The 26,932-nt window shown below is 43.9% G+C and carries 26 protein-coding genes; 7 read left to right on the top strand and 19 right to left on the bottom strand.

Annotated features, from left to right (window positions below; translation table 11 throughout):
• Positions 1-53 precede the first annotated feature (53 nt).
• From ACR65H_RS05360 to ACR65H_RS05340, 5 genes are all read right to left on the bottom strand, one after another.
• The gene (locus tag ACR65H_RS05360) at positions 54-1,016 is read right to left on the bottom strand and encodes a siderophore ABC transporter substrate-binding protein (RefSeq protein WP_440499127.1); all 963 of its coding nucleotides are present in this window, start codon (positions 1,014-1,016) and stop codon (positions 54-56) included.
• A gap of 17 nt (positions 1,017-1,033) precedes the next feature.
• Complete coding sequence (locus ACR65H_RS05355) at positions 1,034-1,795, bottom strand: iron ABC transporter ATP-binding protein (protein WP_440499126.1); 762 nt, start codon at positions 1,793-1,795, stop codon at positions 1,034-1,036.
• Positions 1,792-2,742, bottom strand: coding sequence for an iron chelate uptake ABC transporter family permease subunit (locus ACR65H_RS05350; protein ID WP_440499125.1), 951 nt, complete (start codon positions 2,740-2,742; stop codon positions 1,792-1,794). The genes ACR65H_RS05355 and ACR65H_RS05350 overlap by 4 nt, the downstream gene beginning before the upstream one ends.
• Positions 2,735-3,685: an ABC transporter permease gene (locus ACR65H_RS05345; protein WP_440499124.1), complete on the bottom strand. Its 951-nt coding sequence runs from the start codon at positions 3,683-3,685 to the stop codon at positions 2,735-2,737. The genes ACR65H_RS05350 and ACR65H_RS05345 overlap by 8 nt, the downstream gene beginning before the upstream one ends.
• Before the next feature lie 280 nt (positions 3,686-3,965).
• Positions 3,966-4,853: a DUF6612 family protein gene (locus ACR65H_RS05340; protein WP_440499123.1), complete on the bottom strand. Its 888-nt coding sequence runs from the start codon at positions 4,851-4,853 to the stop codon at positions 3,966-3,968.
• A gap of 230 nt (positions 4,854-5,083) precedes the next feature.
• Between ACR65H_RS05340 and ACR65H_RS05335 the strand changes: the two genes are divergently transcribed.
• A complete protein-coding gene (locus ACR65H_RS05335) occupies positions 5,084-6,802 on the top strand; it encodes an ABC transporter ATP-binding protein (RefSeq protein WP_440499122.1) in 1,719 nt (572 codons plus the stop codon).
• 261 nt (positions 6,803-7,063) lie between these two features.
• Here the strand turns inward: ACR65H_RS05335 and hflX are convergent, their stop codons facing one another.
• The 3 genes from hflX to putP all read right to left on the bottom strand — a co-directional run bounded on the left by hflX (position 7,064) and on the right by putP (position 10,608).
• On the bottom strand, positions 7,064-8,335 hold the full coding sequence (gene hflX / locus ACR65H_RS05330; protein WP_440499121.1) for a GTPase HflX: 1,272 nt from the start codon (positions 8,333-8,335) through the stop codon (positions 7,064-7,066).
• Between the two features lie 20 nt (positions 8,336-8,355).
• A complete protein-coding gene (locus ACR65H_RS05325; protein ID WP_440499120.1) occupies positions 8,356-9,042 on the bottom strand; it encodes a VOC family protein in 687 nt (228 codons plus the stop codon).
• 81 nt (positions 9,043-9,123) lie between these two features.
• The gene (gene putP / locus ACR65H_RS05320; protein ID WP_440499119.1) at positions 9,124-10,608 is read right to left on the bottom strand and encodes a sodium/proline symporter PutP; all 1,485 of its coding nucleotides are present in this window, start codon (positions 10,606-10,608) and stop codon (positions 9,124-9,126) included.
• Positions 10,609-10,824: 216 nt separating this feature from the next.
• On the opposite strand from putP, the gene ACR65H_RS05315 reads away from it, so the two are divergent.
• Entirely contained in the window at positions 10,825-11,190 is a 366-nt protein-coding gene (locus ACR65H_RS05315) for a DUF2188 domain-containing protein (protein ID WP_440499118.1), read from the top strand.
• 115 nt (positions 11,191-11,305) lie between these two features.
• Here the strand turns inward: ACR65H_RS05315 and ACR65H_RS05310 are convergent, their stop codons facing one another.
• Together ACR65H_RS05310 and ACR65H_RS05305 are read right to left on the bottom strand one after the other, a co-directional pair.
• Positions 11,306-12,949, bottom strand: a complete 1,644-nt coding sequence (locus ACR65H_RS05310; RefSeq protein WP_440499117.1) for an AMP-binding protein — start codon at positions 12,947-12,949, stop codon at positions 11,306-11,308.
• Between the two features lie 123 nt (positions 12,950-13,072).
• The gene (locus tag ACR65H_RS05305; RefSeq protein WP_440499116.1) at positions 13,073-14,632 is read right to left on the bottom strand and encodes an FMN-binding glutamate synthase family protein; all 1,560 of its coding nucleotides are present in this window, start codon (positions 14,630-14,632) and stop codon (positions 13,073-13,075) included.
• 86 nt (positions 14,633-14,718) lie between these two features.
• Here ACR65H_RS05305 and nfsA point away from each other — a divergent pair, with 86 nt between their 5' ends.
• The 3 genes from nfsA (at position 14,719) to ACR65H_RS05290 (ending at position 17,208) form a co-directional block, all read left to right on the top strand.
• The gene (gene nfsA, locus ACR65H_RS05300; RefSeq protein ID WP_440499115.1) at positions 14,719-15,450 is read left to right on the top strand and encodes an oxygen-insensitive NADPH nitroreductase; all 732 of its coding nucleotides are present in this window, start codon (positions 14,719-14,721) and stop codon (positions 15,448-15,450) included.
• Positions 15,451-15,671: 221 nt separating this feature from the next.
• On the top strand, positions 15,672-16,841 hold the full coding sequence (locus ACR65H_RS05295; protein ID WP_440499217.1) for a class I SAM-dependent methyltransferase: 1,170 nt from the start codon (positions 15,672-15,674) through the stop codon (positions 16,839-16,841).
• Positions 16,842-16,881: 40 nt separating this feature from the next.
• Positions 16,882-17,208, top strand: a complete 327-nt coding sequence (locus ACR65H_RS05290) for a nucleoside triphosphate pyrophosphohydrolase (RefSeq protein WP_440499114.1) — start codon at positions 16,882-16,884, stop codon at positions 17,206-17,208.
• Between the two features lie 75 nt (positions 17,209-17,283).
• Here the strand turns inward: ACR65H_RS05290 and ACR65H_RS05285 are convergent, their stop codons facing one another.
• Together ACR65H_RS05285 and ACR65H_RS05280 are read right to left on the bottom strand one after the other, a co-directional pair.
• Positions 17,284-17,844 carry an integrase gene (locus tag ACR65H_RS05285; protein WP_440499113.1) on the bottom strand — a complete coding sequence of 187 codons (561 nt, stop codon included), beginning with the start codon at positions 17,842-17,844 and terminating at the stop codon, positions 17,284-17,286.
• Between the two features lie 328 nt (positions 17,845-18,172).
• Complete coding sequence (locus tag ACR65H_RS05280) at positions 18,173-18,829, bottom strand: Dph6-related ATP pyrophosphatase (protein ID WP_440499112.1); 657 nt, start codon at positions 18,827-18,829, stop codon at positions 18,173-18,175.
• A 132-nt stretch (positions 18,830-18,961) separates the two neighbouring features.
• On the opposite strand from ACR65H_RS05280, the gene sigV reads away from it, so the two are divergent.
• Positions 18,962-19,462, top strand: coding sequence for an RNA polymerase sigma factor SigV (gene sigV / locus ACR65H_RS05275; protein ID WP_440499111.1), 501 nt, complete (start codon positions 18,962-18,964; stop codon positions 19,460-19,462).
• Positions 19,455-20,330, top strand: a complete 876-nt coding sequence (rsiV, locus tag ACR65H_RS05270; protein WP_440499110.1) for an anti-sigma-V factor RsiV — start codon at positions 19,455-19,457, stop codon at positions 20,328-20,330. The genes sigV and rsiV overlap by 8 nt, the downstream gene beginning before the upstream one ends.
• Before the next feature lie 57 nt (positions 20,331-20,387).
• Here the strand turns inward: rsiV and ACR65H_RS05265 are convergent, their stop codons facing one another.
• From ACR65H_RS05265 to ACR65H_RS05235, 7 genes are all read right to left on the bottom strand, one after another.
• Positions 20,388-20,909 carry a DinB family protein gene (locus ACR65H_RS05265; protein WP_440499109.1) on the bottom strand — a complete coding sequence of 174 codons (522 nt, stop codon included), beginning with the start codon at positions 20,907-20,909 and terminating at the stop codon, positions 20,388-20,390.
• Between the two features lie 456 nt (positions 20,910-21,365).
• Positions 21,366-21,863, bottom strand: a complete 498-nt coding sequence (locus ACR65H_RS05260; RefSeq protein WP_440499108.1) for a PCYCGC motif-containing (lipo)protein — start codon at positions 21,861-21,863, stop codon at positions 21,366-21,368.
• A gap of 62 nt (positions 21,864-21,925) precedes the next feature.
• Positions 21,926-22,339 carry an HIT family protein gene (locus tag ACR65H_RS05255; RefSeq protein ID WP_440499107.1) on the bottom strand — a complete coding sequence of 138 codons (414 nt, stop codon included), beginning with the start codon at positions 22,337-22,339 and terminating at the stop codon, positions 21,926-21,928.
• Position 22,340: 1 nt separating this feature from the next.
• A complete protein-coding gene (gene fumC / locus ACR65H_RS05250) occupies positions 22,341-23,723 on the bottom strand; it encodes a class II fumarate hydratase (protein WP_440499106.1) in 1,383 nt (460 codons plus the stop codon).
• Between the two features lie 79 nt (positions 23,724-23,802).
• Complete coding sequence (locus ACR65H_RS05245; RefSeq protein WP_440499105.1) at positions 23,803-24,732, bottom strand: HD-GYP domain-containing protein; 930 nt, start codon at positions 24,730-24,732, stop codon at positions 23,803-23,805.
• A 111-nt stretch (positions 24,733-24,843) separates the two neighbouring features.
• Complete coding sequence (locus ACR65H_RS05240; RefSeq protein ID WP_440499104.1) at positions 24,844-26,121, bottom strand: ABC transporter permease; 1,278 nt, start codon at positions 26,119-26,121, stop codon at positions 24,844-24,846.
• The gene (locus ACR65H_RS05235) at positions 26,111-26,809 is read right to left on the bottom strand and encodes an ABC transporter ATP-binding protein (RefSeq protein WP_440499103.1); all 699 of its coding nucleotides are present in this window, start codon (positions 26,807-26,809) and stop codon (positions 26,111-26,113) included. The genes ACR65H_RS05240 and ACR65H_RS05235 overlap by 11 nt, the downstream gene beginning before the upstream one ends.
• Between the last annotated feature and the right edge of the window lie 123 nt (positions 26,810-26,932).

Raw genomic sequence — 26,932 nt, 5'->3', positions numbered from 1 at the left:
GCCTGTTCACCTAATTAGTGAACAGACCTTTTGAGCACAGTTGCTCATTACAGTTATAGTGCTGCTTCTACCTCTTTAATCATTTCCTTCATGGACAACAAGCCTCCGCCGGACAGGTACCAGTATTCCCCGTTCAGGTAGATAATCTTATTGTTTTTATAAGCATTAGTCTTTTTCACAAGATCGTTTTCAATAGAGTCTTTTGCACTTGCACCGTTGCCGATTGCTGCATCACGATCGATGACGAATAGGACATCAGGGTTTTTCTCTACAATGTATTCAAACGCAATATTTTGCCCATGTGTAGAGATTTCAATTTTCTCATCGGCCGCTGTAAAGCCCAACACGTCGTGAATTAATCCAAAACGAGAATTCGGACCATATGCACTCACTTTACCTTCGCTTGCAAGAACGATAAGCGCCTTTTCATTTACAGAAGATGTTTTTTCACGAATGGCTTCAACGTTTTCGTCAATCTCCGCAAGCTCAGCTTTCACTTCGTCTTCCTTGCCAAAAATTTGTCCCATCAATTCAGCATTATGCTTAAAGGAATCAATATAATGAGCATAGTCGATTCCTACATAAATCGTTGGAGCGATTTCTGCAAAATCCTCATACAACTCCGCTTGACGAGTCGAGATAATGATAAGGTCTGGTTTCATTGCATGAATTGCTTCAAAATCAGGTTCTTTCAAGCTTCCAAGATTTGCATATTTATCGTCGTCATATTTTGAAAGGTATCCTGGAACGTTCGCTCTTGGCAAACCTGCCACTTCAACACCAAGTTCATCCAGCGTATCAAGTGTCCCGAAATCGAAGACAACTACTTTTTCAGGGTTTTTCGGCACTTCAACAGGCTTGTCGCTAAGTTCATGTTCAACTGAAATCGTTTCAGCTGCATTGTTTTTTTCTGCATCGGAACCTGTTGCTTTTTCATTATCTTTGTCCTTCGTGCCGCATGCAGCAAGTACAATCATTAGAGCCGTAAGCAAAAGAGTTATTGAAAGCTTTTTCATTAGTACCATCCTTTTTTTTAAGAATTAAAATAGACGCAAATATTACAGTTGTTCATTCTTTTAATAGGAATATCCATATCATAAATTTCCTTCAACGCATCCGAATTGATGATTTCTTCTGTCAGACCATCTCTGACGACTCGCCCATCTTTCAAAGCGACAATCCGATCGGAATAGACAGATGCGAAATTGATGTCATGGAGTACGATGACAACAGTCTTCCCAAGATCGTCAACTAATCTGCGCAGGATTTTCATAATTTGGACGGAATGTTTCATATCCAAGTTATTCAATGGTTCATCCAAGAGGATATAATCGGTATCCTGGGCGATAACCATTGCGATAAAAGCACGTTGGCGTTGACCGCCGGATAATTCATCCATATAGCTATGCTGCATATCCATCAATCCCATATAATCCATTGCCTGTTCTACAATCCTGATGTCTTCAGCATTCAACTTCCCTCGCGAATAAGGGAAACGTCCAAACGACACCAATTCCCGGATTGTCAATTTTACATTCATGAAGTTGGACTGCTTCAAAATTGAAACCCGCTTGGAAAATTCATTGGATTTCATTTTTTGAACACGATCATCATCGACGAGCACTTCACCCGTATCAGCATCGATCAGACGGCTTACCATTGAAAGCAGCGTCGATTTCCCAGCTCCATTGGGCCCGATGAAAGAAGTGATCTTTCCTCGATGGATATTGACACTCACCTTTTCAACGACCGCTTTTTTTCCATAGAACTTTGACAACTCCCGGACTTGGATCATGAGGATCGACTCTCCTTTAATAGTAGATAGATGAAATAAATACCGCCCGCAAAATTGATGATAACACTTAGCGTCGTCGAAAACGTGAAGATCCTTTCTACGACCCACTGTCCTCCGACGAGCGCGATGATGCTCATGACAGAAGCACCCGCAATAAGAACTGTATGTTTATATGTTTTTAAAAATTGATAAGATAAATTGGCGACGATTAAACCAAAGAATGTAATCGGTCCGACAAGCGCTGTCGATACGGAGATCAAAACCGCGGATATGACGAGCATCATTTTGACGACTTTATCATACGAAACACCAAGGTTGATAGCCGTGTCCCTGCCGAGCGACAGTACATCAAGATCATTGAATGATTTCCAACCTACGACGAACGTGATGATGACAATTCCAAGCGCCCACCAAACCAATTCACCGCTTACATTATTGAAGCTTGCAAACATTTTGTCCTGCACCCGCATAAATTCATTCGGGTCGATGAGAACTTGCAGGAATGTCGATATGCTTCCGAAAAATGTCCCGACAATTATGCCGACGAGCAATAGGAAGTAAATCGGCTGACCGCCCCTTTTGAAGAGGAAACGGTATAAAATGAGCGCAAAAACAATCATTGTAGATACGGATAATATGAAATTGACATGCTTGTTGACGATTGTAATATGGTTTGAACCAAGGAAGAAAATAATGGCCGTCTGAAGCAATAAATACAAGGAATCCAATCCCATTATACTTGGCGTCAAGATCCGGTTATGTGTAATCGTCTGGAATATGACTGTCGAATACGCGATTGCCACCCCTGTCAACGCCATCGCGATCACTTTGATGCTCCGGCGAGGAAGTGCATAGTCAAAACTGCCATTTAAATCTTGGAATAAATATAAAGCACAAAATGCGGCAGCCAAAACAGATAAGATAATCAATTTAGTAGAATTACGCATATGCCTTCCTCCTAAACAGCAAGTAGAGGAATATACCGCTTCCGATGACGCCGACCATCAGACTGATGGAAATCTCATAAGGGTAAATGAGAACCCTGCCTAATATGTCACAGATCAACAGGAAGATCGCACCTAACAAAGCGGTGTGCGGCAATGTTTTCTTCAAATGATCACCATGGAAGATCGATACGATATTCGGGATGATCAACCCGAGGAACGGAATCATCCCAACCGTCAAAATGACCGTCGTCGTAACAAGTGCCACTAAGATGAGGCCAATATTGACGATCCGCTTATACGCAAGACCCAAGTTCTTCGAGAAATCCTCACCCATTCCCGCAACCGTAAAGCGGTTCGCGTACAAATAAGTGATGATCAGAACCGGGATGCTTATGTATAGAAGTTCATATCGCCCTTTCATAATCATCGAAAAGTCACCTTGCAGCCATGCTGCCATATTTTGAATGACATTCGATTTATAGGCGAAGAACGTAGTGATCGAGGACAAGATATTCCCAAACATGAGTCCGACGAGCGGAATGAATATCGCATCCTTGAACTTGATTCGATCGAGGATTTGCATGAACAGCAACGTCCCTGCAAGGGCGAATGCAAAAGCCACAACCATCTTCTCGATCGTCGATGCATTGGTAAACAATAGCATCGATACTAAAATACCTAACCGTGTAGCATCCAGCGTTCCTGCAGTTGTGGGCGAAACGAATTTGTTTCGGCTTAGTTGCTGCATGATCAAACCGGCGATGCTCATCCCTGCCCCGGCGAGTAGGATCGCTACAAGTCTCGGTACACGGCTGATCAGAAAAATCTCAGTCTCCTCAGATCCGAAATCGAGGAGATCCGTCGGTTTAATGGAGCTCACTCCGACGAATAATGAGAGAAATGAGAGTAATAGTAATGCAATGAACAAATAACGTTTCTTCATGAAGAAAGAACTCCGATATCGAATATTTGCTCTAACTGAGAATCCTTCAAGTGAAAACGATTATCAGTTAGCTGCAAATCCAATTATAGCAGGTATGTATTCAGTGTCAACCGATAATTGAAAATGATTATCAATTACAAGTTTGTTAGTTGAGAATTGATTGATAAAATCCTCACTTCAAGCGGTTTCGGCAATTGTGACGAGAATCTAACGCTTTTCATCACATAAAAAAGCAGCCATAGACAGCCGCTTTTGGCTATCCATGACCACTTTCTCTTTTTTACTCTTGAGTTTCGTTCATCAATTCTTCAAGGTCAACTGCTTCGTCGAGGATTTCTTGAGGAACTACGATTTCATCGATTTCATTGATTTTCGAAATGACAGATTTCATCTTTTGAACGATGTGCATTTCTTCTTCTTCGACTTTCATCGTCATATCCATGTCTAAATCAAATGCATTCGTGTAATACGTCTCTTTGTCGATGTACATAACGACTTCAAGGCTTTTCACATCCATGTTGTTCAACAGATCAGCATCTTCCTCAGTCATTTCCATATCTGCAGGTAGAGCAGAACCCATCAATTCTTTCATTAGACCGCTGAATTTATCGCCAGAAGCGGATAGCGTCAAGATGTACTCGTCGTCCGTCTGTTCGAACTTGAAATCATCTTTGAATTCATTGAACATTTTCATATCCAACGTCGGGTCTGTTTCACCGCCCATTTGCGCCATCATTTCATCGTACATGTCCTTAGGCATCTTAATCCATTGGCCAGACTCAGGGTCGTTCATGAAGAAACCTGAATCAGTCATGTACAGTTCCATATCCATTTTACCTAGATCGCCCATGTCCATCTTCATCTTTTGGTGCATAGCCAATGGCTCAACGATGGCATCCATGTCCATTTTAATTTTTGAATCCATTTCAAGCTCTTGACTTGGTATGGAAATTTTTTGGTCGATATCCATGACTGCATGCATGCTCTTTTGCTCTGCAGACACTTCCATCGCTTTACTATATACTTCCTGCGCCGTCATCTCACTTTTGTTTTCTAACTCTACTTCTTTACCAGTTTCTGCATCCTTCTTCGGTTCCGCTGCAGATCCACAAGCTGCTAACCCAAGTGCCAGAACACCAACACCAAGACCCTTTAACCACTTTTTCATCTGATTCGCTTCCCTTCTGTAATTCTCTTTATGTCACACCTAATGATACGGTATTAAAGGAAAAGGGTTCCACCATTTTTCGGAATTCCTCTAATTTGAATCTTTTCTACCAGTAAAATCCTATATGTCTTTTCTCACCCACTAAACTATTTCGACTTCTGAAACTTTTCGTACCACTTTTAAATAAATTTCGCTATAATAGCTTGGACTACAGAAAGGACGTCATAATTATGCTAAAAAAATTCTTTTCCTATTATAAGCCGCATAGACGGCTTTTCATCATCGACTTCTCAAGCGCCATATTCGTTGCTTTGCTTGAATTGGCGTTTCCGATGGCTGTCCAATGGTTCATTGATACCCTTCTGCCTTCCGGAGATTGGGGGAAAATCGTTACGACGAGCGTTTTGTTGTTGCTAGTTTACTTGCTAAGCACATTCCTTCAATACATCGTCAGTTATTTGGGGCATAAGCTTGGCATCAATATCGAGACGGATATGAGGCAGCAGCTATTCAATCATGTCCATCGGCAATCTTTCCGTTTCTTCGACAATACGAAGACCGGGCATGTAATGAGCCGGATCACGAATGACCTATTCGATATTGGCGAGCTCGCCCATCACGGTCCTGAAGATGCTTTCATTGCGGTCATGACGATCATCGGTGCTTTCATTCTTATGTACGGGATTAATCCTGAACTAGCAATCATCGCAATCTGCATGGTGCCTCTACTCGTCGTTCTCGTGACATTCTGTAATATCAAGATGAACGCAGCATGGCAGAACATGTACGGGAAAATTGCGGATGTCAATGCGCGGGTCGAGGACTCGGTATCCGGTGCGCGGGTCGTTAAATCGTTCACGAACGAAGACTTCGAAATTTCGCGTTTCAAAAAAGACAACGGCAGTTTCAGACTCGCTAAACTTGTCGCTTATAATGTAATGGCGTGGACGCATTCTAGTATGTATATGATGACTAGGCTTGTGACGTTAGTCGTGCTCGTTGTAGGAGCATGGTATACGTACAAGGGCATTCTGAAGCCAGGGGAGCTTGTCGGATTCATTCTTTTCGTCAATATTCTCATCAAGCCTGTCGATAAGATCAGTGCATTGCTTGAATTATATCCTAAAGGAATGGCAGGCTTCCGTAGATTTCTTGATTTAATCGAACAGGAACCGGAAATTAAAGATCGGCCAAATGCGAAAACTGTCAGCCACTTGCATGGAGATATTTATTTCGACGATGTCCATTTCCAATACGACGATAATAAAAATGTATTGAATGGCATTGACTTATCAATTAAATCTGGTGAAACGATTGCTTTCGTCGGTCCATCAGGGGCTGGAAAGACAACAATCTGCTCCCTTATACCGCGATTTTACGATGTTGATTCCGGAGCGATTTCAATTGATGGCATTGACATTCGCAACATGACACAGCAGTCGTTGCGTTCCCAAATCGGGATCGTACAACAAGACGTCTTTTTATTCACAGGGACGATCAAGGAAAACATCGCGTACGGAAATTTGAATGCGACAGATGAAGAAGTGATAGCGGCTGCGAAAAAAGCGCATTTGGAAGATTTCATCTCGTCGCTTCCTGACGGCTATGAAACGCAGATTGGTGAACGCGGGTTGAAATTATCCGGCGGGCAGAAGCAGCGGCTTGCAATTGCGAGGATGTTTTTGAAAAATCCTCCGATCCTCATCTTGGATGAAGCAACTTCTGCACTTGATACAGAAACGGAGCGCATCATTCAACAATCGTTGAACGAGCTTGCCGAAAATCGGACGACACTTGTCATCGCCCATCGATTGGCAACAATCCGGGATGCAGATCGAGTTGTCGTCGTGACAGAAGACGGAATTGCAGAAGACGGAAAATACGATGAGTTAGTAAGAAAGGGCGGCATTTTCGCCCGTCTGCACAATATTCAATTCCAAGAGGTTTAACATTTCGAGAACCGGGGGATACTACTACCATCCCACCCCCTTTCTCTTTATAGATAAAAACCGTACCGTAGACTTTCGAGTCACACGGTACGGTTTTTTCGTTTAATGTCCAGCTACAGGCGCCTTCCGCTTTTCGTTAATGTCTAGCTTCAGGCGCCAGGGGCTCGAGGTCATAAGGCGATGATACTCTGTTGCAAAAAGCGCAACGCCGTATCTTCACCTTATGCTTGTCGCCCCTATGCAGGCGCCTTCCGCTTTTCGTTAATGGCTGATAATGAATTCCTCAAACTTGATTCGTTCAGAACCATCCATTTCGACGGTCATTAATGTCCCCTCTTCCTCGTACTCCGTCTTCTTCACATTCGCTTTGTCATTCAAATACGAAACGACATCTCCGCGATCAAACGGAACGAGCAGCTTGCAAGTAATGTACTGTTCAAAAACTTTTTTCTTGATCAAATCAAGCAACTCATCTAATCCCATCTCTTCTTTAGCCGAAATCCAAACGCTATCCGCTGTTTCCCGAGGATACGGGACTCCTGCTAAGTCTGCTTTATTATATACATTGATGGTCGTAATATTTTCCACACCGACGTCATGCAATGTGTCGTTTGTCACTTCCATCATATAACGGTATTCAGGATTTGAAACGTCGACGACATGTATAAGAAGATCTGCTCCACGAGCTTCCTCTAAAGTGGAGCGGAATGCCTTGACCAAGTGATGGGGCAGCTTCGAAACGAATCCGACCGTATCCGTCAGGAGAAATTCCTTATTGTCGGCAAACACTAAACGACGCACAGAAGTGTCAAGCGTTGCGAAAAGCATATTCTCTTCATACACTTGCTTCGAATTTTCATCATCCATTTTTCGAAGTAATGCGTTCATTAACGTTGATTTACCAGCATTCGTATATCCAACAATCGATACGACCGGTATGCCGCTTTTCTTCCGTTGTTTCCGCTGTGTATCACGCCGATCTCTTACATGCTCGAGATCCCTGCGCAACTTCGAAATTTGGTCTTCGATTTTCCGACGATCGAGCTCAAGCTTCGTTTCCCCGGCCCCCTTGTTTTGGAAGCCTCCGCCGGTTCCTCCCCCTTGCCTGCTTAAGGAAGCGCGCAATCCGACAAGCCGCGGCAATGTATACTGGAGCTGCGCCAATTCTACTTGCATCCTAGCTTCATGCGTACGTGCCCGTCTCGCAAATATATCGAGGATGAGCATCGTTCGGTCAATAACCTTCACTTCAAGCTCCTGCTCCAAATTTCGGATCTGCGAAGGAGAAAGTTCATCATTGAAGATGATCAGATTTGCATCTGTCTCTTCATAAAAACGCTTAATTTCTGCGATTTTCCCTTTTCCGACATAAGTTGTCGGATGTCTGCGCTCCAAATTTTGCGTTACGCTGCCAACGACTTTCACATCGATAGCCTCCGCCAAATTTCGAAGCTCTTCCATTTCGTATTCAAAATGCTCATCATTCTGTTCCTGTACTCCGACAAGAACCGCATATTCTACCAATATATCCACTAAAAAACCCCTTTCTTCATTTAACGAATGACGACTTCCTGCAAACGATCTTTCCCGCCTTCTTGTTCGACGAACCGCAGCCGGACATTTCCAATCGTAATGTCATTTGAATCTCCGACTTTCTGCGAAAGCAACACTGCCCATTCACCAGTGTCTCGCAAAGGGTCTTCAACGCCAAAAATGCACTCCCGGATTTCCATCTCCTCATTTTCCACAGTCAATACACCTTCAGCGCGCAACTGCTCGAAACGAATCTCTTCAGGCGTTTCCCACTCGATGAAAAAAGGATATGGCAGTTCACCGGAAACCGGTTGATCGACAAATAGCATTTTCCATTTTTTCAATTCTCCCGCGGCTGTCCGCCGCTCTGCATTCAACACACCGGAAGTCGCAAAGCCTTTGTTTGTAATGTCCTCATTAAATTGCTCAATATCTGTTACGGATAAACATATTGTGCCCCATCCATCCTTGTCCTTCAAATCATGAAGCAGCAAGCGTGTCAACGGATGGTCCACTTTTGCCGCAAATTCGGCGCGTTCCACAGATAGCCATTCTACATAAGCATTTTTCACATATAGTAATGCATTATGCGTTCCCCACTTTTCATGCCTACCGCCAATCACTGCATGTTTACCTTCATTCCTCTGCTCGCTTACAATTTCGTCAGGACTTTTCGATGTGAAATAAACAACATGATCAAGTTTCATCTGCGAGATCCCCCTTTTAAGAATAGATTACCATATCCAAAAAAATACGACCTCCGCTACATACGCAGGAGGCCGTTTCCATTATCTTTCTTTTTTCAATAAAACCATCGCGTCATAGAATTCCTTGTCGATTTCCGCGTTCGGACGATACGTCATCAAGCTGACGAAATATGTTACGACTAGACAGATAAGGAATCCAGGGACGATTTCATATAAACTATCTGACAGAACGTCGACGGTGCCCCAAATACCGACAGTGATTGCACCTGCCACCATTCCCCATAACGCACCTGTCGCTGTCAGCTTGCGCCAATATAGAGACAGCAAGATGATCGGTCCAAACGCTCCTCCGAAGCCCGCCCATGCAAATGAAACGAGCTTTAGAATTGATTCATTGTTTGGCCATGCAAGCGCCATAGCGATTAATGAAACGACAAGCACTGCCATCCTGCCCAAGAACACATATCGCTTATCTGTCGCATCCGCCTTGATGATTGCCTTGTACAAATCTTCGATAAGAGCTGATGAAGTAACAATCAACTGCGAAGAAATCGTACTCATAACAGCCGCAAGTACTGCCGCAAGCATGATCCCTGCAATGAATGGATGGAAAATGATCTGTCCTAATGCAATAAATACAGTTTCCTCATCGACCAATTCAGCGCCTGCGTTCTGTTGGTAATAAGCAATCCCAACGAGCGCGGTTGCGATAGCACCGAACAAGCTTAACGCCATCCAGCCAATTCCGATCCGGCGTGCACTTTTTGTTTCCTTTACTGATTTAATCGCCATGAAACGAACGATAATATGTGGTTGTCCAAAATAACCGAGCCCCCATGCAACGGATGAAATAACACCAGCTACTGTGGCCCCTTTCACAAGACTTAGCATGTCTGGATTCACTTCCCTAATGCTTGCAGCCGTTTCCGCAAATCCACCTGTCAAAGTCAAACCGATAATTGGAACTAATAATAACGCAAAGAACATCGTAAGACCTTGTACAAAATCGGTATAGCTTACGGCTAAAAACCCTCCGAAAAGCGTATACGCAATAACGACAGCCGAAACGATCAACATTCCGGAATGATAACTCAGTCCGAATGAACTCATGAAAAATTTACCGCCAGCAACCATACCCGAAGAGACATAAAACGTAAAGAAGACAAGAATAATAATACCTGAGGCAATTCGAAGCAGTCTTGACTTGTCTTTAAGTCGACTTTCCAAGTAACTCGGGATTGTAATTGAGTCGCTCGACACTTGCGTATACACACGAAGTCTTGGTGCAACTAATAGCCAGTTTAAATACGCACCTACTGTCAAACCGATTGCAATCCAGGCTTCCGTTAACCCGACAGCATAAATGGCTCCTGGCAACCCCATAAGCAACCAGCCCGACATATCTGCTGCACCGGCACTGAGTGCAGTGACAGCAGGTCCAAGTGAACGCCCGCCTAGCATGTAATCATTCAAATTCGTTGTTTTCCTATATGCATACCATCCGATGAAGAGCATCGCCACCATATATACAACAATGGCTATCAATTGATAAAAATCACTAGACATACTTTCCCCTCCCGCTTCATTTTTCTATATAATAACACCTTTTCGTTAATTAAAGACATCTTTTGAAAAACCACGTCATTATTCCTATAAAAATGCCAATGAAACAAATTTCCCGGGAAATGTACATATTTCGACAACGTAGTTGAAATGATTTTAAACGAAGGAAGTTTACGCTTGCAAAAAAACGGGAATATCTGCGTAAGGAGGCGATTCCTGATGCCTTGGAATAAAAACGATTATCCCGATTCCTTTAAAAATTTGGAGCCCGAAGTACGTAATAAGGCAATCGAAATTGCGAATGCTTTATTGCGAGAAGGGAATGAAGAGGGCCGAGCGATTTCCATTGCGACAGCTAAAGCAAGGGAATACGTACATGGCGATAACTCTGACCGTGCTAAATATGAAGCGAAAGCACGGAACGAAGATTGGATTCTTATAAAAGAAAATGGCGAACGCGCAATCTTCAAAGAGGACACAAAAGATGATCTTCTTGAAAAAGCGAAACCGTACGTAAATGAACATAATGGAATCCTAGTCATCCACCACGCCGACGGATCAGTCGAATCAACTCTATATGACTGATACCAAAGCAACTTATAAATGAGTTTATATACCGATTTAATAAGAATCTTAATCCTCAATTTAAAAACAGGTGGAGGAAGTTTGCATTCCTTCACCTGTTGCTATGTGTAGAACTTTACACTTGATGACTCAATGATTCGTCAATCGACATTTCACGAAGTTTGAACTTCTGGATCTTCCCTGACGCGGTCATCGGATATTCGTCAATGAACTTAATATATTTCGGGATTTTGTGATATGAAATACTTCCTTGGCAAAATGAACGTACAGCTTCCTCGTCAATGGAAGAACCCTTTTTCGGGATGATCCACGCCATCAATTCCTCTCCATATTTCGGATCCGGCACTCCGACAACTTGAACGTCTGATATTCCTGGATGTGTGTAAAGGAATTCTTCTACTTCACGTGGATAGATGTTTTCACCCCCACGGATGATTACGTCTTTTATTCGACCCGTAATGTCGATATAGCCGTCCTCGTCCATGATTGCGATATCTCCTGTACGAAGCCAACCATCTCCATCGACCGCCTCTCGCGTTGCTTCTTCATTGTTATAATACCCTTTCATCACATGATAACCACGTGTACATAGTTCGCCCGGACTGCCAACAGGCATCTCGGTTCCCGTCACAGGATCTATAATTTTCACTTCGACAAATGGATGTGGTTTTCCAACAGTGGACACCCGCTTTTCAATCGGATCATCAGTTTGCGTCTGTGTAATGACAGGTGATGCTTCCGTCTGTCCATAGCAAATCGTAATTTCATCTGCACCCATCTCGTGAATCACTTGTTTCATAACTTCAATCGGGCAAGTGGATCCTGCCATAATACCAGTTCGTAATGTCGATGTATCAAATTTCTTGAAATCCGGATGATTCAATTCGGCAATAAACATTGTCGGTACACCATTAAGAGCTGTACACTTCTCCTCTTGAACCGCTTCTAAGACGCGGAGAGGATGGAATTGCTCAAGGATGACCATAGTCGAACCATGCGTCACTGCCGCCAGATTGCTCAAAACAGCTCCGAAACAATGGAAGAACGGCACAGGAATGCATAGACGGTCCTTCTCCGTCAATTTCATAAAATCCCCGATAATCTTTCCGTTATTCACAATATTATGGTGTGTTAACATGACACCTTTTGGAAAACCTGTTGTCCCTGACGTGTATTGTATGTTAATGACATCATCGGGTGACATGCCATTCTCCCGTTCAGCCAATTCCTCGTCTGTAATACCTTCAGCATGGGCAAGAAATTCTGACCATTTATAAATTCCGGATTCTTCACGATCCGACATAAGAATAATTCTTTTCAATTTAGGCAGCTTGTCACAGGAAACGACACCATCTTTACTATCATGCAGTTCTGGACAGATCGAACGGATAATGTCGATATAACTCGTCCCTTTGAATCCTTCATCCAGTATTAACGTCGTCGCATCTGATTGCTTCAACAAATATTCGAGCTCTTTCGCTTGGTAATTTGTATTCACCGTAACGAGGACAGCTCCCATTTTCCCTGTTGCAAACTGACTCAACAACCATTGCGGTTTGTTATCGGACCAAATGGCGATATGCTCTCCGCGTTTGATCCCCATCCCGATGAATGCCTTCGCCAGCTCATCTGTCTCTCGATCAAACTGTTTATATGTCCTTCTAATTCCAAGTTCCGGATATACATAGGCCTCTTGCTCTGGCAACGCTGCTGCCCAATCCCTTACGACCTCGCCAACCGTTTTACTTAACAAAGACATCCATCAAACCCCTTTCTACGAATCTATATTTATTTATATATTATCACAAAATTCAGAAGGTGTCTTAGGTACTTTACATTAAAATAAGTCGTCCCACCAACTAGGCGGAACGACTCAAACAGTTTATTCAACAGGGAATACACGTCCCCTTTCATCTTTGTAAACGACATGATGACGCTCGAATTTTGTCGGTGAATCGAGTCCGGCAGCAGCCGCGATTCTAAATAACCCTTCACGCATCGTCAAAATATAATTTGTGACGCGGAATTTCTTTTCCTCCACGACAAGTCCTCTTTGCAGATGTTTATCCGTCGTTGCTACACCCGCTGGACACTCATTCGTATGGCATCGTTCAGCCATAATGCATCCGACTGAAATCATGAAGCCCCGGGCAATTTGAACAAGATCGGCTCCCATCGCCAAAGCGATTGCAGCTTTATCCGGCGTCGTTATTTTCCCGGAAGCTATAATTTTCACTTGGTCTCGCACTTCATATTTTCGCAGTGCATCGTCCAATAAGACGAGTGCCGATTTTAGCGGCAATCCGACACTGTCCGCCAAATCTTGATACGTAGCACCGGATCCCCCTTCCGCTCCATCCAAGGAAATGAAATCCGGACCTTTGCCCGTCTCATGCATGAACGACGCAAGCTCCTCCGCGTCCTCCTTGCCGCCGATGACAATCTTAATACCAACAGGCTTGCCTCCACGGTCTCTAATTTGTTCGATAAAATCAAATAAGGTCGGGTAATCCGAGAATTGGTTAAAGCGGTTCGGACTGTTGATCGTCGTATAAGGGACGACATTTCGGATTTTTGCAATCTCTTCCGTCACCTTCTCCCCTTCAACATGGCCTCCCCGCATTTTCGCGCCTTGCGCCATTTTAATTTCAAATGCTTTCACTTGCGGGATTTCCGCCTTTTCACGGAGGCGCTCCCAGCTGAATTCCCCTTCCTCTGTGCGAAATCCAAATAGTCCCGATCCAATTTGCGCGATGATATGAGCGTCCCCAGCCAAATGGTAAGGGGAAAGACCACCTTCTCCAGTGTTCATCCAAGCTTCTTTCGCCATCCCGATCCCTTTCGACAAAGCTGAGATTGCATTTTCACCGAGTGCCCCATAGCTCATGCCAGATTGTCCGAGCAAGCTTCGGACATGGAAAGGATGCTCACAGTTCGGCCCGATAACTATCGCATCTTCTTTGGGCAACAACCAAGGCAATGCAGGTATCTCCTCTCGATGCTCTTTCCGAGAAAACAGATTATCTTCATCAATACGGTAGCGCATCGTATTGATCAACCCGTCATTATCGACACGCATTTCCTCATTCTGCTTCGTGAACAGTGCATTGCGGATATAGTAGCCAGCTTCTTCAAAATTACGTTTTGATCCAAAACCGATAATGCTGTTCAAATACTTCCCCGGCAGCACCATATGCAAATATTCTTCCCGATTGAACGGCTTTCCTTCATGGTCGGCATTAAACAAGTATTGTCGCAGCTCAGGACCCGTTTTTTCAAGCATATACCGCATCCGTCCGAGGACCGGGTAATTCCGCAGAATAGCATGTTGCTTCTGCCGTTTGTCATAAAAATAAAGATAAATGGCAAAGGATATCGGAATGACGACTAAAATTAGGACGAGCAATGTCGTCGTTAACGAGATACCTTCAAACCACCCCATGAGCACACCCCTTTTCTATGCGTTTCATGTAGTGTAACATGAATATATTCGCACAATTTGAATAACATATTTTTGGAGGGATACATATGGTCATCGAATTATTGACATCACACGCATCCGTTAGAAAATACAAGGACATACCCCTATCAAAGGAAGACGTCCAAGAACTGGTCCATGCAGGGCAACACGCGGCAAGCTCCCATTTCGTCCAAGCCTATTCGGTCATCCATGTAACCGATCAGAAAAAACGTGAACAACTTGCGGAACTGGCCAGTAATAAAAGACAATTCCTAACCGCAGGAGCCGTCCTCATATTTTGTGCTGATTATTGCCGTTTGGCTAGTGCGGCTGCACTTCACGGCAAGGAAATCGATTATACTCATGCAGAAAACATGCTTGTCGGCGCCATCGATGTAGCGCTTTTCGCACAAAACGTCGCCATCGCTGCGGAATCAAAAGGTTACGGCATCTGTTATATCGGAGGCATCCGCAACGCCCCGGCAGAGATTAGCGACCTATTGGAGCTCCCGAACGGCGTCGCGCCGATGTTCGCCATGTCGATCGGCGTTCCTGACGAAGCGAACGAAGTGAAACCGAGATTGCCGGTCGAAGCGATCATCCATGAGAACAGCTACAATGCTGCCAAATACGATGAACTCCTGCCAGCCTATGATCAAACAATGCACGACTATTATTTAAACCGCGGGTCAAACCAGAAAGATACGGCTTGGTCCGTGCAAATGGCCGACTTCCTCTCCGCACCAAGACGAGCATTCATGAAAGACTTCTTAGCAAAGAAAGGATTTACATTTAAGTAAAGCACTAAACATGCTCATAACGCATAAACGGGTCTTACTGCAAGGGATTAGCCAAAGCCGTTACGAAGAACGGCTTTTGCGAGTACAGCCCGTCACGTAGAACGGGCTCTGCGAACAAAAGCAAAGCGTTGAGAGTAAAAGCGAAGCGTTAGGAGCACATTTTTTCAATCCCTTGTTGTATTGTTATATGTACATATTTGTACGAAAAGAGGTCCATCATGATGCAATTTGAAGAACTAGTGGAAGAAGTCGCCCGCCGTATAGAAGAAGGGACGTTCATCCAAGGGACGATCAGTCAGCCCCGTTATAAATCGACCGGCTTGCAAAAAGTGAAACTAAAACCTGTGGAAATAAAAAAAGAAGTCCATATTCAATTTGAATATCACTATGAGCGTATTTTGAAACATGAAAATATAAGAGTTCCACATATTCAACCAGTTCTCAAACAATTATTGGAGCAATTCAAGCAGATGCATGCGGAATTTGCAGATGAAAAAGTCCATATCCAGTTAACGAAAAAGTTCAAAGTTTCCTGGAAAGGTGAAAAGACGGCAATGACGAAAACGGTTGATTTGTCGCATAACCGGAAAAAGAATTATTTATTGGATGACGAAACTCTATATCCTTTCCTTATTCGACTCGGCGTGCAATCTCCCGAAGGTAAGGTGAAAAAGCAGAAATACGATAAGTTCCGTCAAATCAACCGATTCGTTGAATTTATTGATGACGCGCTCGTCCACTTGCCAAAAGACCGTCCCGTTCGTATTTTGGACTTCGGCTCCGGCAAATCGTATTTGACGTTTGCCCTCTATCATTATTTGCATATCGAAAAAGGATTAGACATTCGCGTAACCGGGCTTGATTTGAAAAAAGAAGTTATCGAAGAATGTAACCTAATCGCAAAAGATCTTGGATACGAACAACTTGAATTCCTCGTCGGTGATATTAACGACTATAACAATGAAACGTCCGTCGATATGGTCGTCACATTGCATGCATGCGACGTTGCAACAGATATGGCACTTGCCCGCGCTGTCAAATGGGGAGCCGAAGTAATTTTAAGCGTCCCTTGCTGCCAGCATGAACTGTTTTCACAAATCCAATCCCCGGCTCTAGACGTTTTGTTGCAGCACGGTCTTATTAAAGAGCGCTTCTCGGCACTTGCAACAGACTCCATCCGCGCTGAACTTTTGACGCTCGTTGGATATGATGCACAACTGCTTGAATTCATCGATATGGAGCATACGCCGAAGAATATTTTAATCCGTGCTTATAAAACGGGTAAGAAGCCAACTTCCGATTCTGTCGTAAAATATGAAGCGTTTCGGGATTTGCTGAACGCAAAACCGTTTTTGGAACGGGAATTGAAAGCTGCGGGCTATTTACAATAATGCTAACCTGTTACAACGGTTCTCCTAAGGAGTTGATATGATGCCCACTTACAATAAACTTGTCCGCGACTTGATTCCCCAAATAATCGAAAGCTCAGGGAAAACTTGCACGACTCGCATTATGAACGATGATGAGTTCACAATCGAAATTAACAAGAAAATGCATGAGGAACTCGCTGAGTATGAAGCAGCAGAAACAGCGGAGGATGCGATAGAGGAATTGGCCGATTTATTGGAACTGATCCACGCAGCCGCCCTTTCCCATGAATCTAGCTTTGATGAATTGGAGAAAGTCCGTCTACAAAAAGCAGAAAAGCGTGGAGGATTTGATGAGAGAATCTTCTTGATTAATGTAGAAGATGAGTGAATAGAAGGAACTGGATGCTATTTTTATCAACGAAAAACCGCCGCTGAATTTCTCAGGCAGGCGGTTTCTTTCATGTTATATAGTTAATAATTTCTCTTGCTTGCGAATAAATCCATTATAGATTTCCAAATCAGCCTCATACACAGTACGGTATGTCGCAAGGCTATGAACTTTCACTTTTTCAAAACTGGCTCCATCGACGATTTCGAAAAAGCTATTCAATATTTCAGCATTGGCCCATGCAGTTTCTTCGAAGGCGATATCGGTTTCATGCTCTTCCATAACCATCGTCATGAACGGCAAATCTGTAGACCGCATTTCTGCAGCGGCTTGTTTTTTCATATGGATGATCTCTTTCGTGCGGTCAAGTGAGTCGAGTAAGGCTTTACGGTCCATCGCATGCCCCAACTCGTGGATTGTCAATACGCGAAGATAGATTTCCAGTGGCATCGGTTCAGGAAGTTCCTGGCAGGCCTTTCGTACACGAGCAATATCGACAATCACTTCATCTTTAATGAAATCATACATCATATTGACACCTGTACTTTCCTGCTTTAATTCCACGTCCATATTTACGGCGTGGATGGTCGATTCAATCAAAGCGACGATTTGCGATTCCGTCATTCGTTCTTCCATTCTATTTCCCTGACATCCTTTTCTATTTTGTAAATTAAGGCATAACTGTTTTTATGCATATTTCAACACGGTTATAAGTGAATAAGTGGATTTATGCGTATTTGAAGTGTTCAATGCGTTTTTGAGGAGATTTTTATGTGGCTGTATCAAATTATGCGCTTTTCGCGGTACAACTCAGTAAATCTGCGTCAAATGCAATTTTACAAATAAGCGACTTTTTCATTATAAATATGTAACATCTTTTTTTCAATAGAAAAATCCCAACTTACACCAAATTGTCAAAAACCTGCTAACTGTCTAAGTTGGCAGGTTCTCTTTATTAATTATTTCATTCCAACCCGACGGACAAAAATACATATCCATCCCGCCTATGCTTCTCCTTAAACACGATAGGAACACGTTCCTTAAAAATTGGTCCGTCGACGACAACGGTATGGAACTCCCCTGATTCTCCGCATGAATCGATCCCGAGCGCCTCCAACTCATCCATCAATTCGATCGTGAATTTACGCCCGATGAATTCAACAGGCATCATTCTCGTATTGACGACAATAATATATGCTTCAAAGCCAGCGTTTACGAATTCCTCCAACAACTTCCGGCGCGGTTCCATCCAAAGCGGGTGGATTGCGTTCATATCGACTTTGGCGCATGCCGTTTGAACCCATGTTAAATGGTCCTCCAGGTCAATATCTCCGAAAACGCCGTTCGGAATGCCTGCATCTACACATTCCTTCATTGCATCTAAAAATTGTTCTTCGTACCCTTTCCAGTTTGCACCACGTATCATCAAAGGAAGTGCGAGACTCTCAGCCTGCGCTTGAATAATTTCCAATGGCAATGCATGTGATTTCGAACGCTCCTTATCCTCTTCGAACATTGTCCAAATTCGTTTGGCGACTCCGCCTGATTGAAGTGCACGATAATAAGCCATCGCCGAGTCTTTTCCGCCGCTCCACGAAGCGACAAAAGGTTCATTGTTCATTGTGCAATACATCCCCTTGCAGTATATTGCTCAAATTATAGCATAATCGTGGAAAACTATTTTCTAGCATCAACCGTCCATACTAATGAGACGTGAGCGCGCTGCGTTATTTTTGAAGAAGGTGTAACTGTCATGACAAAAGAAGAAAAGTTCGAACTGGTGGAAAGATATATAATTGAAAATCAACAAACCTATTATCGATTAGCTTATAGTTATGTGAAAAACAAAGAGAATGCGCTTGATATTGTACAAGAAGCGGTCTTCAAAGCTCTTCGTTCCATCGATAAACTGGAAGAAGTGAACTATTTGAAGACATGGCTGTACCGGATCATCGTCAATACCGCCATTGATTTCATCCGGAAACATGAGCGGGTGTCCATTATGGAAGACGAAATCTTGGAAAGCCATTTACCTGCTTCGAAAAATGAATTGAGCGATTTAGATTTGCAAGAAGCGGTCGAACACCTTCCACCACTTTATAAAACAATAATAATTCTGCGGTTTTTTGAGGATCTAAAACTCGAGGAAATTGCCGAGATCACCGGAGATAATCTTAACACGGTGAAGACGAGGCTATACGCAGCTTTACGGAAGTTGCGTGTTGAAATGGGAGAGGAGCAAGCGAATGAGTAATTTGGATAAACTGAAGGATGATTATGAAAACATTGAGATTCCCGAAGAATTGGATCGTGTTGTGAGGGCTTCCATTCACGAAGCCAAAATGAAACGCAAAAAGAAATGGCCGGTTTTTAGGAATAGCTTAATTGGAGTTGCTGCTGCGGCGGTTCTCTTCGTAGGCGGCATCAATGTCAGTCCAGCATTCGCTAAGTCGATGGCAGATGTGCCTGTTCTGGGTTCAATCGTAGAAGTGTTCACTGTACAGCAATTCACTATAGATGAAGGCACTTATCAAGCAGACGTATCGACGCCTATCATTACCGGATTAGAGGACGATGAATTGCAAGCAGCATTGAACGAAAAATATGCGAAAGAGAACAAGGAGCTTTTCGAGCAATTCGAGAAGGAGATTGCCGAGCTGAAGGAAGATGGTGGCGGTCATCTCGGTGTTGACGCGGGCTATGAAGTATTGACGGATAATGACCGAATTCTTTCGATCATGCGTTATCAAGTAAATACAGTCGGCTCCTCATCGACAACGATGAGATATGATACAATCGATAAAGTCGATAATGTCTTGATTACATTGCCAAGCCTATTCAAAGATGACTCGTATATCGAAGCAATTAATGCTTATATCGCAGAAGAGATGGAACGGCAGATGGCGACGGATGAAATGATTTCTTATTTCACTGACAATGAATATGGCGAAGGCTTTACGACAATCAAGCCGGATCAGAATTTCTATATTACAGATGATCAAAAACTTGTCATTTCATTCGATAAATATGAAGTCGCCCCTGGGTACATGGGTGTTGTAACCTTTGAAATCCCGACTAGTGTAGTGAAGGATTTGTTGGTGAGTGATGTGTATATTCGATAAAAAATGCGATCCGATATAAAAAAAGTCCCCTTGCGTAAAAGCGTTCGGGGACTTTCATTATTCTGCCGCTTCCCATGAATAGCCGTTTATTCGCAATTCATCAATCGTTTTTTTCAATTGCTTCAAATGGCATTTTTCGTATAGGCCAACAACCGGAAACCATTGTTCTAAAGGAATCAAACCGAGATTTGGATGCTTGAAGGACTTTTCGCGTAAATGCTCCTTACAGCTGCCATCATAAACATCGAGCAAATAAATCCTTGAATTATGAAGCTCTTCTTTGATTTCCGCGATCGATTTGTACGTATCGGTCGGTTGTGTTTGCAAAGGGAGTTTCCCTTTTACAAGCAAGCTTCCGGATAGGACGATGATTTTCTTGGAGGCTTTTCGGCTATTTGGATTCTTTAATTCTCCTGATATTTTTGAAGCTATATATGTTTCCATCAATGCAAGATGCTCCAAAATTTGCTTCGGAGACCACCCGCCAGTGGATGGAGTTCTATTGAATTCGACATCAGTCATCCCATCGATGGTCTGATAGATCTTTCTTCGGATTTTATTATTCCCTTCAAAAACCATTATATCTCTCCTTATGTAGAACGAAATAGGAGCATTCAATTCTCATCCACAGCATACGATGTTTTGAAGAAAAATTAAAGTAGTAAAAACATATTCAGAAAAATAAGTTGTTGGTTATATTTGTAATAAAATGTTTTATGCGTCATTGCAGCAATTTATGCGTCTTTTTATGAGTTTATGCGCGAAAATGAAAAAATGCTCCATCCGGAAAGGATGGAGCATTCAGAGTGTAGACAAAGTCGTTTTTGGACTTTGTCTACACTCTTTTTTAAGGCAAGTGGCAATGGGCAGGAATTTCCTCAGCCTGATTGAAAACGCTTGCCAGCCTAGGCGCGAAGTCGAGCGAAGACGCGAATAGAACTAAAGTTCATGAGCGGACGCGCGAGACGAGCAACAACGGATGCGAGCGTTTGTCAACAGGCTGAATGCTCCATCCGGAAAGGATGGAGCATTTAATTATGCAGGCATCGGCGTATCTGTCGGTTCTGCGTAGCCTTCTTTGTACGTTTCATCGATGAATTCACGGATTTCCTTCATCGTTTTACCTTCTTGTTTCATTTGCACCGATTTCACAGCAATTTCTAGGCAGACGAGGCAGCGCGTTCCGTGGTCGTCCCAGACGACGGAGCCATCTTCGCGTATTTCGTCGACGAAGCAGTTCAAATTGCTTCCATGGCCTGCGCTTTCACCGCAGCCGCAGTAGCATGGCATATAGGACAGCACGTCCGAAGCGGATGCAGCCACTTGGTAGACGAGTCGCATATCTTCAGGCTTGTCATCCAAAAATTTCGGCAGCACTGCTGCTGATTCGGTCACTTCCTGCAAGTCCCCATTCGGCAAATGTTTTTCATGGCCCACTTCCAAATGTTCATCTTCGGAATGTTGCTGCGCCTTTTCTCCGCAAGCGGAAAGAATAAGAATCAAAATTAGTATGAGTGGAGTAAGTTTCTTCATTCATGTTGCTCCTTTTAGGATTTCTTGTCCTTCCATCATAGCGGAAAACGGCGTGGAGAAGGTTACAACTTTGTGGACATTGCGCCGCGTTTATTCTCTTTCTGCTTAATCCAATAACGGATGCCTTTGCCGGCTAACGGTTCATCCGAAAACCGTGGAATGACATGCAGATGAGCGTGCGGTATCGATTGCCCGCCCACTTCGCCTGTATTCCAGCCGACTGTATAGCCCTCATTGGCATAACGCTCTTCCAAATAAGCTTTTGCCTTCAGTAACAACTCCTGCGTATCCCGCCATTCTTCTGGCGTCAATGAAAATACGTCGACCGCATGCCGTTTCGGCACAATTAAGCCGCTGCCTTCCAACACTTTTTGTTCGGAAGGCTTTTGAATATAAGCGCATGTTTCTGTCTCAAAAATGATTTGCTGCTCTGGATCCGCGGTCAAATTGCAGTATGGACAAGTTGCTTCGTACATATTACCGGCCGATCATTTTCGAAGGATCAACGTACTCGTCAAATTGCTCCTCCGTTAATAATCCAGTTTTCAATGCTGCTTCCTTCAATGTCGTTCCTTCTTTATGTGCCGTCTTCGCAATTTTCGCCGCATTTTCATAGCCGATATACGGATTTAAAGCCGTTACGAGCATAAGCGAGTTTTTGACTTTGCGATCAATCTCTTCCCGGTTCGGTTCGATTCCGACCGCGCAATTATCATTGAAGCTGCGCATGCCGTCCGCAAGCAGCTTTGCAGATTGCAGGAAGTTGTAAATGATGACCGGTTTGAATACGTTCAATTCGAAGTTTCCTTGGCTAGCAGAAAATCCGATTGCCGCATCATTCCCCATTACTTGTGCAACGACCATTGTGAGTGCTTCACTTTGTGTCGGATTCACTTTGCCTGGCATGATGGAGCTGCCTGGCTCATTTTCAGGAATCGTAATTTCGCCGATTCCTGAACGCGGACCGCTCGCTAGCCATCTTACATCGTTCGCGATTTTCATCAAATCTGCTGCAAGAGCCTTCATGGCACCATGCGTATAGACGACTTCATCATAGCTAGTGAGGGCATGGAATTTATTTGCCGCCGAGGTGAATTGGATACCGACCGATTTCGAAATTTCTTCAGCGACTTTCTCTCCGAATCCTTTCGGTGCATTCAACCCTGTTCCGACTGCAGTTCCGCCGATGGCAAGTTCTTTCATCGATTGGACGCTTTCGTTCAACATCTTTTCCGTTTTCTCAAGCATGCGATGCCAGCCGCTAATTTCTTGGCCTAATGTGAGCGGCGTCGCATCTTGCAAATGCGTACGACCGATTTTGATGATGTCCATGAACGCTTCAGATTTCTTGCCGAGTGTTTCTTTCAGCACTTGCAAGGAAGGCAGCAATTCACGTTCAACTGCAATTACACCAGCTACATGCAATGCTGTCGGGAATGTATCGTTAGAGCTTTGTGATTTATTCACATCGTCATTCGGATGAAGGCGCTCTTCCTCGCCCCATTCCTCTAACAGCTGATTGCCTCGGTTCGCAAGCACTTCGTTCATATTCATGTTCGATTGCGTGCCGCTGCCAGTTTGCCAAACGACGAGCGGGAAATGGTCATCCCATTTGCCTTCAATTACTTCTTCTGCCGCTGCGACGATTGCTTTCATTTTCGCATCAGATAGATTGCCAAATGAGTTGCTTGCAATCGCTGCCGATTTTTTCAAATGGGCGAATGCACGTATGACGCCAAGGGGAATGCGTTCTCCGCCGATTTTAAAGTTCTGCTTGCTCCGCTGTGTCTGCGCGCCCCATAACTTATCCGCCGGTACTTTAATTTCTCCAAATGTGTCATGCTCGATACGATATTCCATGTTCCCTCCGCCTTTCACATATGAATAATTGAATACTTCCTCTTCTATCATGCACCTTTTCGGAGTTGAATCCAAGTCTTTAAGCACCCGGCAATTTCTTTTCTAAAATTATTTCTATGAATCTATCCACAACATCGGGATGAAACTGTGTCCCTTTGCCCTTTTTCAGTTCAGCAAGTGCTTCCTCCACCGTTAACGCTTGTTTATAGACGCGTTCCGTTGTCATTGCATCAAAGGCATCTACGACTGAGACGATGGCTGCCTCGATGGAGATTTCGTCTCCTTGTAATCCATATGGATAGCCTTTGCCGTCATATCGTTCGTGATGCTGCTCAACGATAAATGCGGCATCTTTCAGCCACTCCACTGGATGGGAACGCATCATGTCAGCACCTTTCAAGGAATGGGATTTCATCGTTTCCCATTCATCCGGCGTAAGCTTCCCGGGCTTATTTAGTATTTTTAGTGGAATCGCGAGCTTGCCAATGTCATGGAAGTAAGAACCCCACCGAAGCAATTTAAGTCTGCTTTTCGGCTGGTCCATCCGTTTCCACACTTCGATCGCGTATTGTCTGATCCGGTCGCAATGATGATACGTATAGCCGTCAACGCTCGAAACGGCATCCATTTCGTTTTGTAATGTCAACGTTTCAAAAAATAATTGTTCATAGAAGTCAGCATCCATTTTCATAAGTATTTCTGCGTCAGATGTTCCGTAAAATGTGACGATCTTGTCGTAGCAGGAAGCGTCAAGCGTCTCCCCGACTTTCATCTTTATTCGAGTATCGCGGTATTCGATATCCACTTCTCCATCCAATAGCGTATACGTTTCGACAATCGTGTTATCAGGGTTATATTGGGCACAGAAAGACCCCCCTTCATTCACTGAAAAGAGGGCTTCCGCAACATTATCCCATCGTCCGATAAGCGTAATCTGTCCTGATGTCATCCGAAGAACGGGGTATTGGCCAGCTACTTGTCGCTGTGAAGGGTTTTGAGTTGTTCCCATAGGCATCCTCCGTTTTACAGGTTTCGACTTTTTTCGCATGTTTTTTTCATTATAACGGAGAATGCAGGGAACTTCTACAATACTTTTAGAATAAATAGAATATATTTTCTTTTACAATTCCTGTCTAAGCGCCTGAATGACATCAATTTTTGTCGCTTTGCGAGCAGGACGCCAACCGGAAACCATAGCGACAGTAATGCTGATGACAGATGCGATAATAACAAGCTGCCATGGAATAATGGAAAAAGTAATATCCAAGTTAGTAAACTCCTCTTCTCCGAGTGCAGTAGAAACGATGATCGGCAAAACTATATTGGCGATGAAACTGACACCGTAAGAGATTGCAACTGCAATGATCGTTCCTACAATGCCAATCCAGGCACTCTCCATGAGGAACAGTCTTTGAATTAATTTAGGGCTTGCTCCGATCGCTTTCATGACCCCGATTTCACGCGTCCGCTCCGTTACTGCCATCGTCATCGTGTTGAAAATCCCGATTGATGCAATTAAGATTGCGATTGTGCCGACGAAGACGAGACCTGCTTTGAATGCAAGAAAGAAGACATCGAGTTGTTCAAGCTGATCTGCAATGGAATAAACGGAGTATCCTTCGTCTTTAAGCGCTTTGCTGACAGCTGTCACGTTCTCTAGATTATCAGCATAGACATTGACATTTCCATAGAATAACTGGCTGTCTGCGTCTTCAACGTGGCTGATGAAAATCTGATTCAATTCCGGCATGATTGCCGCGTCCGCATAAATGTTTGTGTCCATGACCCAGTCTTTCGCCGGTTCTTTCGCGATGCCGACGATCGTCAATGTTGTTTCTTCCGGGAAAAGCTCTTTTTCTTCAAACAATCCCATTTTATATGTGAATTGCTTGCCGATAAGCGGCTCTTTATAAGTTGGCGGTTCCGCCTCTTGATCGCTGTCACCCGCTTCCATCTCGATCAGGCTTTCGGCGAAATGACTGCCGACAACGACTTCATTATTATTTTCCGGCAAGCGTCCTTCTTGTAAAGCAAAGCCCACTTTTGCTTCCTCTTGAAACTCTGTAACTGTCATGTTATGACTGCCGATGAACCCGTCGAGATCGGTTTGCTGATTAATGCTTACAGACTGGCGAAAGACGACCGCTTTCACATGGTCTCGTTGTTTCAGTTCTTCCACTTTCGCTTGATCCATCTCACTTGAATATACTTCAACTTGGTTTACCAATCGGTTATCGAGTATTTCTTTTCGCATCGTGTCATGAATGCCGAACCCGACGGATGCAAGGACGATCAAAAATGCTGTTCCCATCGTTGCGGCAAGAATTGTCATGAAGACGCGCAGTTTATTTTTTTTGATATGTTGCCTTACGAAATCGATTTGATCGTTAAATTGCATGTACGACACTCCCTTCTGTCAATTCACCGTCATGCATACGGTAAATGCGATCCGCTGTTTCCGCCACCGTGTCATCATGCGTAATGATGATGAATGTAATGCCACGTGATTTATTCAGCGATTGGATGAGCAGCAAGATGTCCTGCTCCGTCTCCGAGTCGAGGCTCCCCGTCGGCTCGTCCGCAAAGATGATGGGCGGATCGGTGATGAGAGCACGCGCAATGCTCACCCGCTGTTGCTGCCCACCCGATAACTCATTTGGATAATGATCTTGAACGTCTGTAAGGCCGACGAGCTGAAGCAGCTGGCGGACTTTTTGCTTGCGTTCCTTATTAGCTACTCCAGCTAGTTTCAATGGCAGCTCTACATTTTCAAATGCGGTGAGACCCGGCATAAGCTGGAAGTTTTGAAAGATGAAGCCGAAATGACCGAGACGGAACTTTGCACTTTCCGCTTCATTAAACGCGGATGTCCGGGCATCGCCGATTTGAATGATGCCAGCATCCGGTTTAAGGAATCCTGCCAAAATATGAAGCAACGTCGATTTCCCGGACCCGCTTCGGCCGACAATCGAAACAATTTCTCCTTCATTGATTGCAAAGGACAGCCCCTTTAACACCGGCACTCGTTTCTCCTTGCCTTTCTTGCCAATCCTGAATGAATGCGTTAATTCCTGAACTTGTATCATAATTTCCTCCTCCAACGTATTAACTGTTTCCCATTGTACGGAGAGATTCTTAAGGGGGAGTGAGGAGAAAAATGAAGATATTCTTAAGATAGTGGTAGACTTTGAACGCGGGAAGACTCTCTT

This window comes from Sporosarcina sp. SAFN-015 (assembly GCF_059415085.1).
Note: the sequence above shows the minus strand (reverse complement) of the source record. Positions and strands in the feature narration are given on the sequence as shown.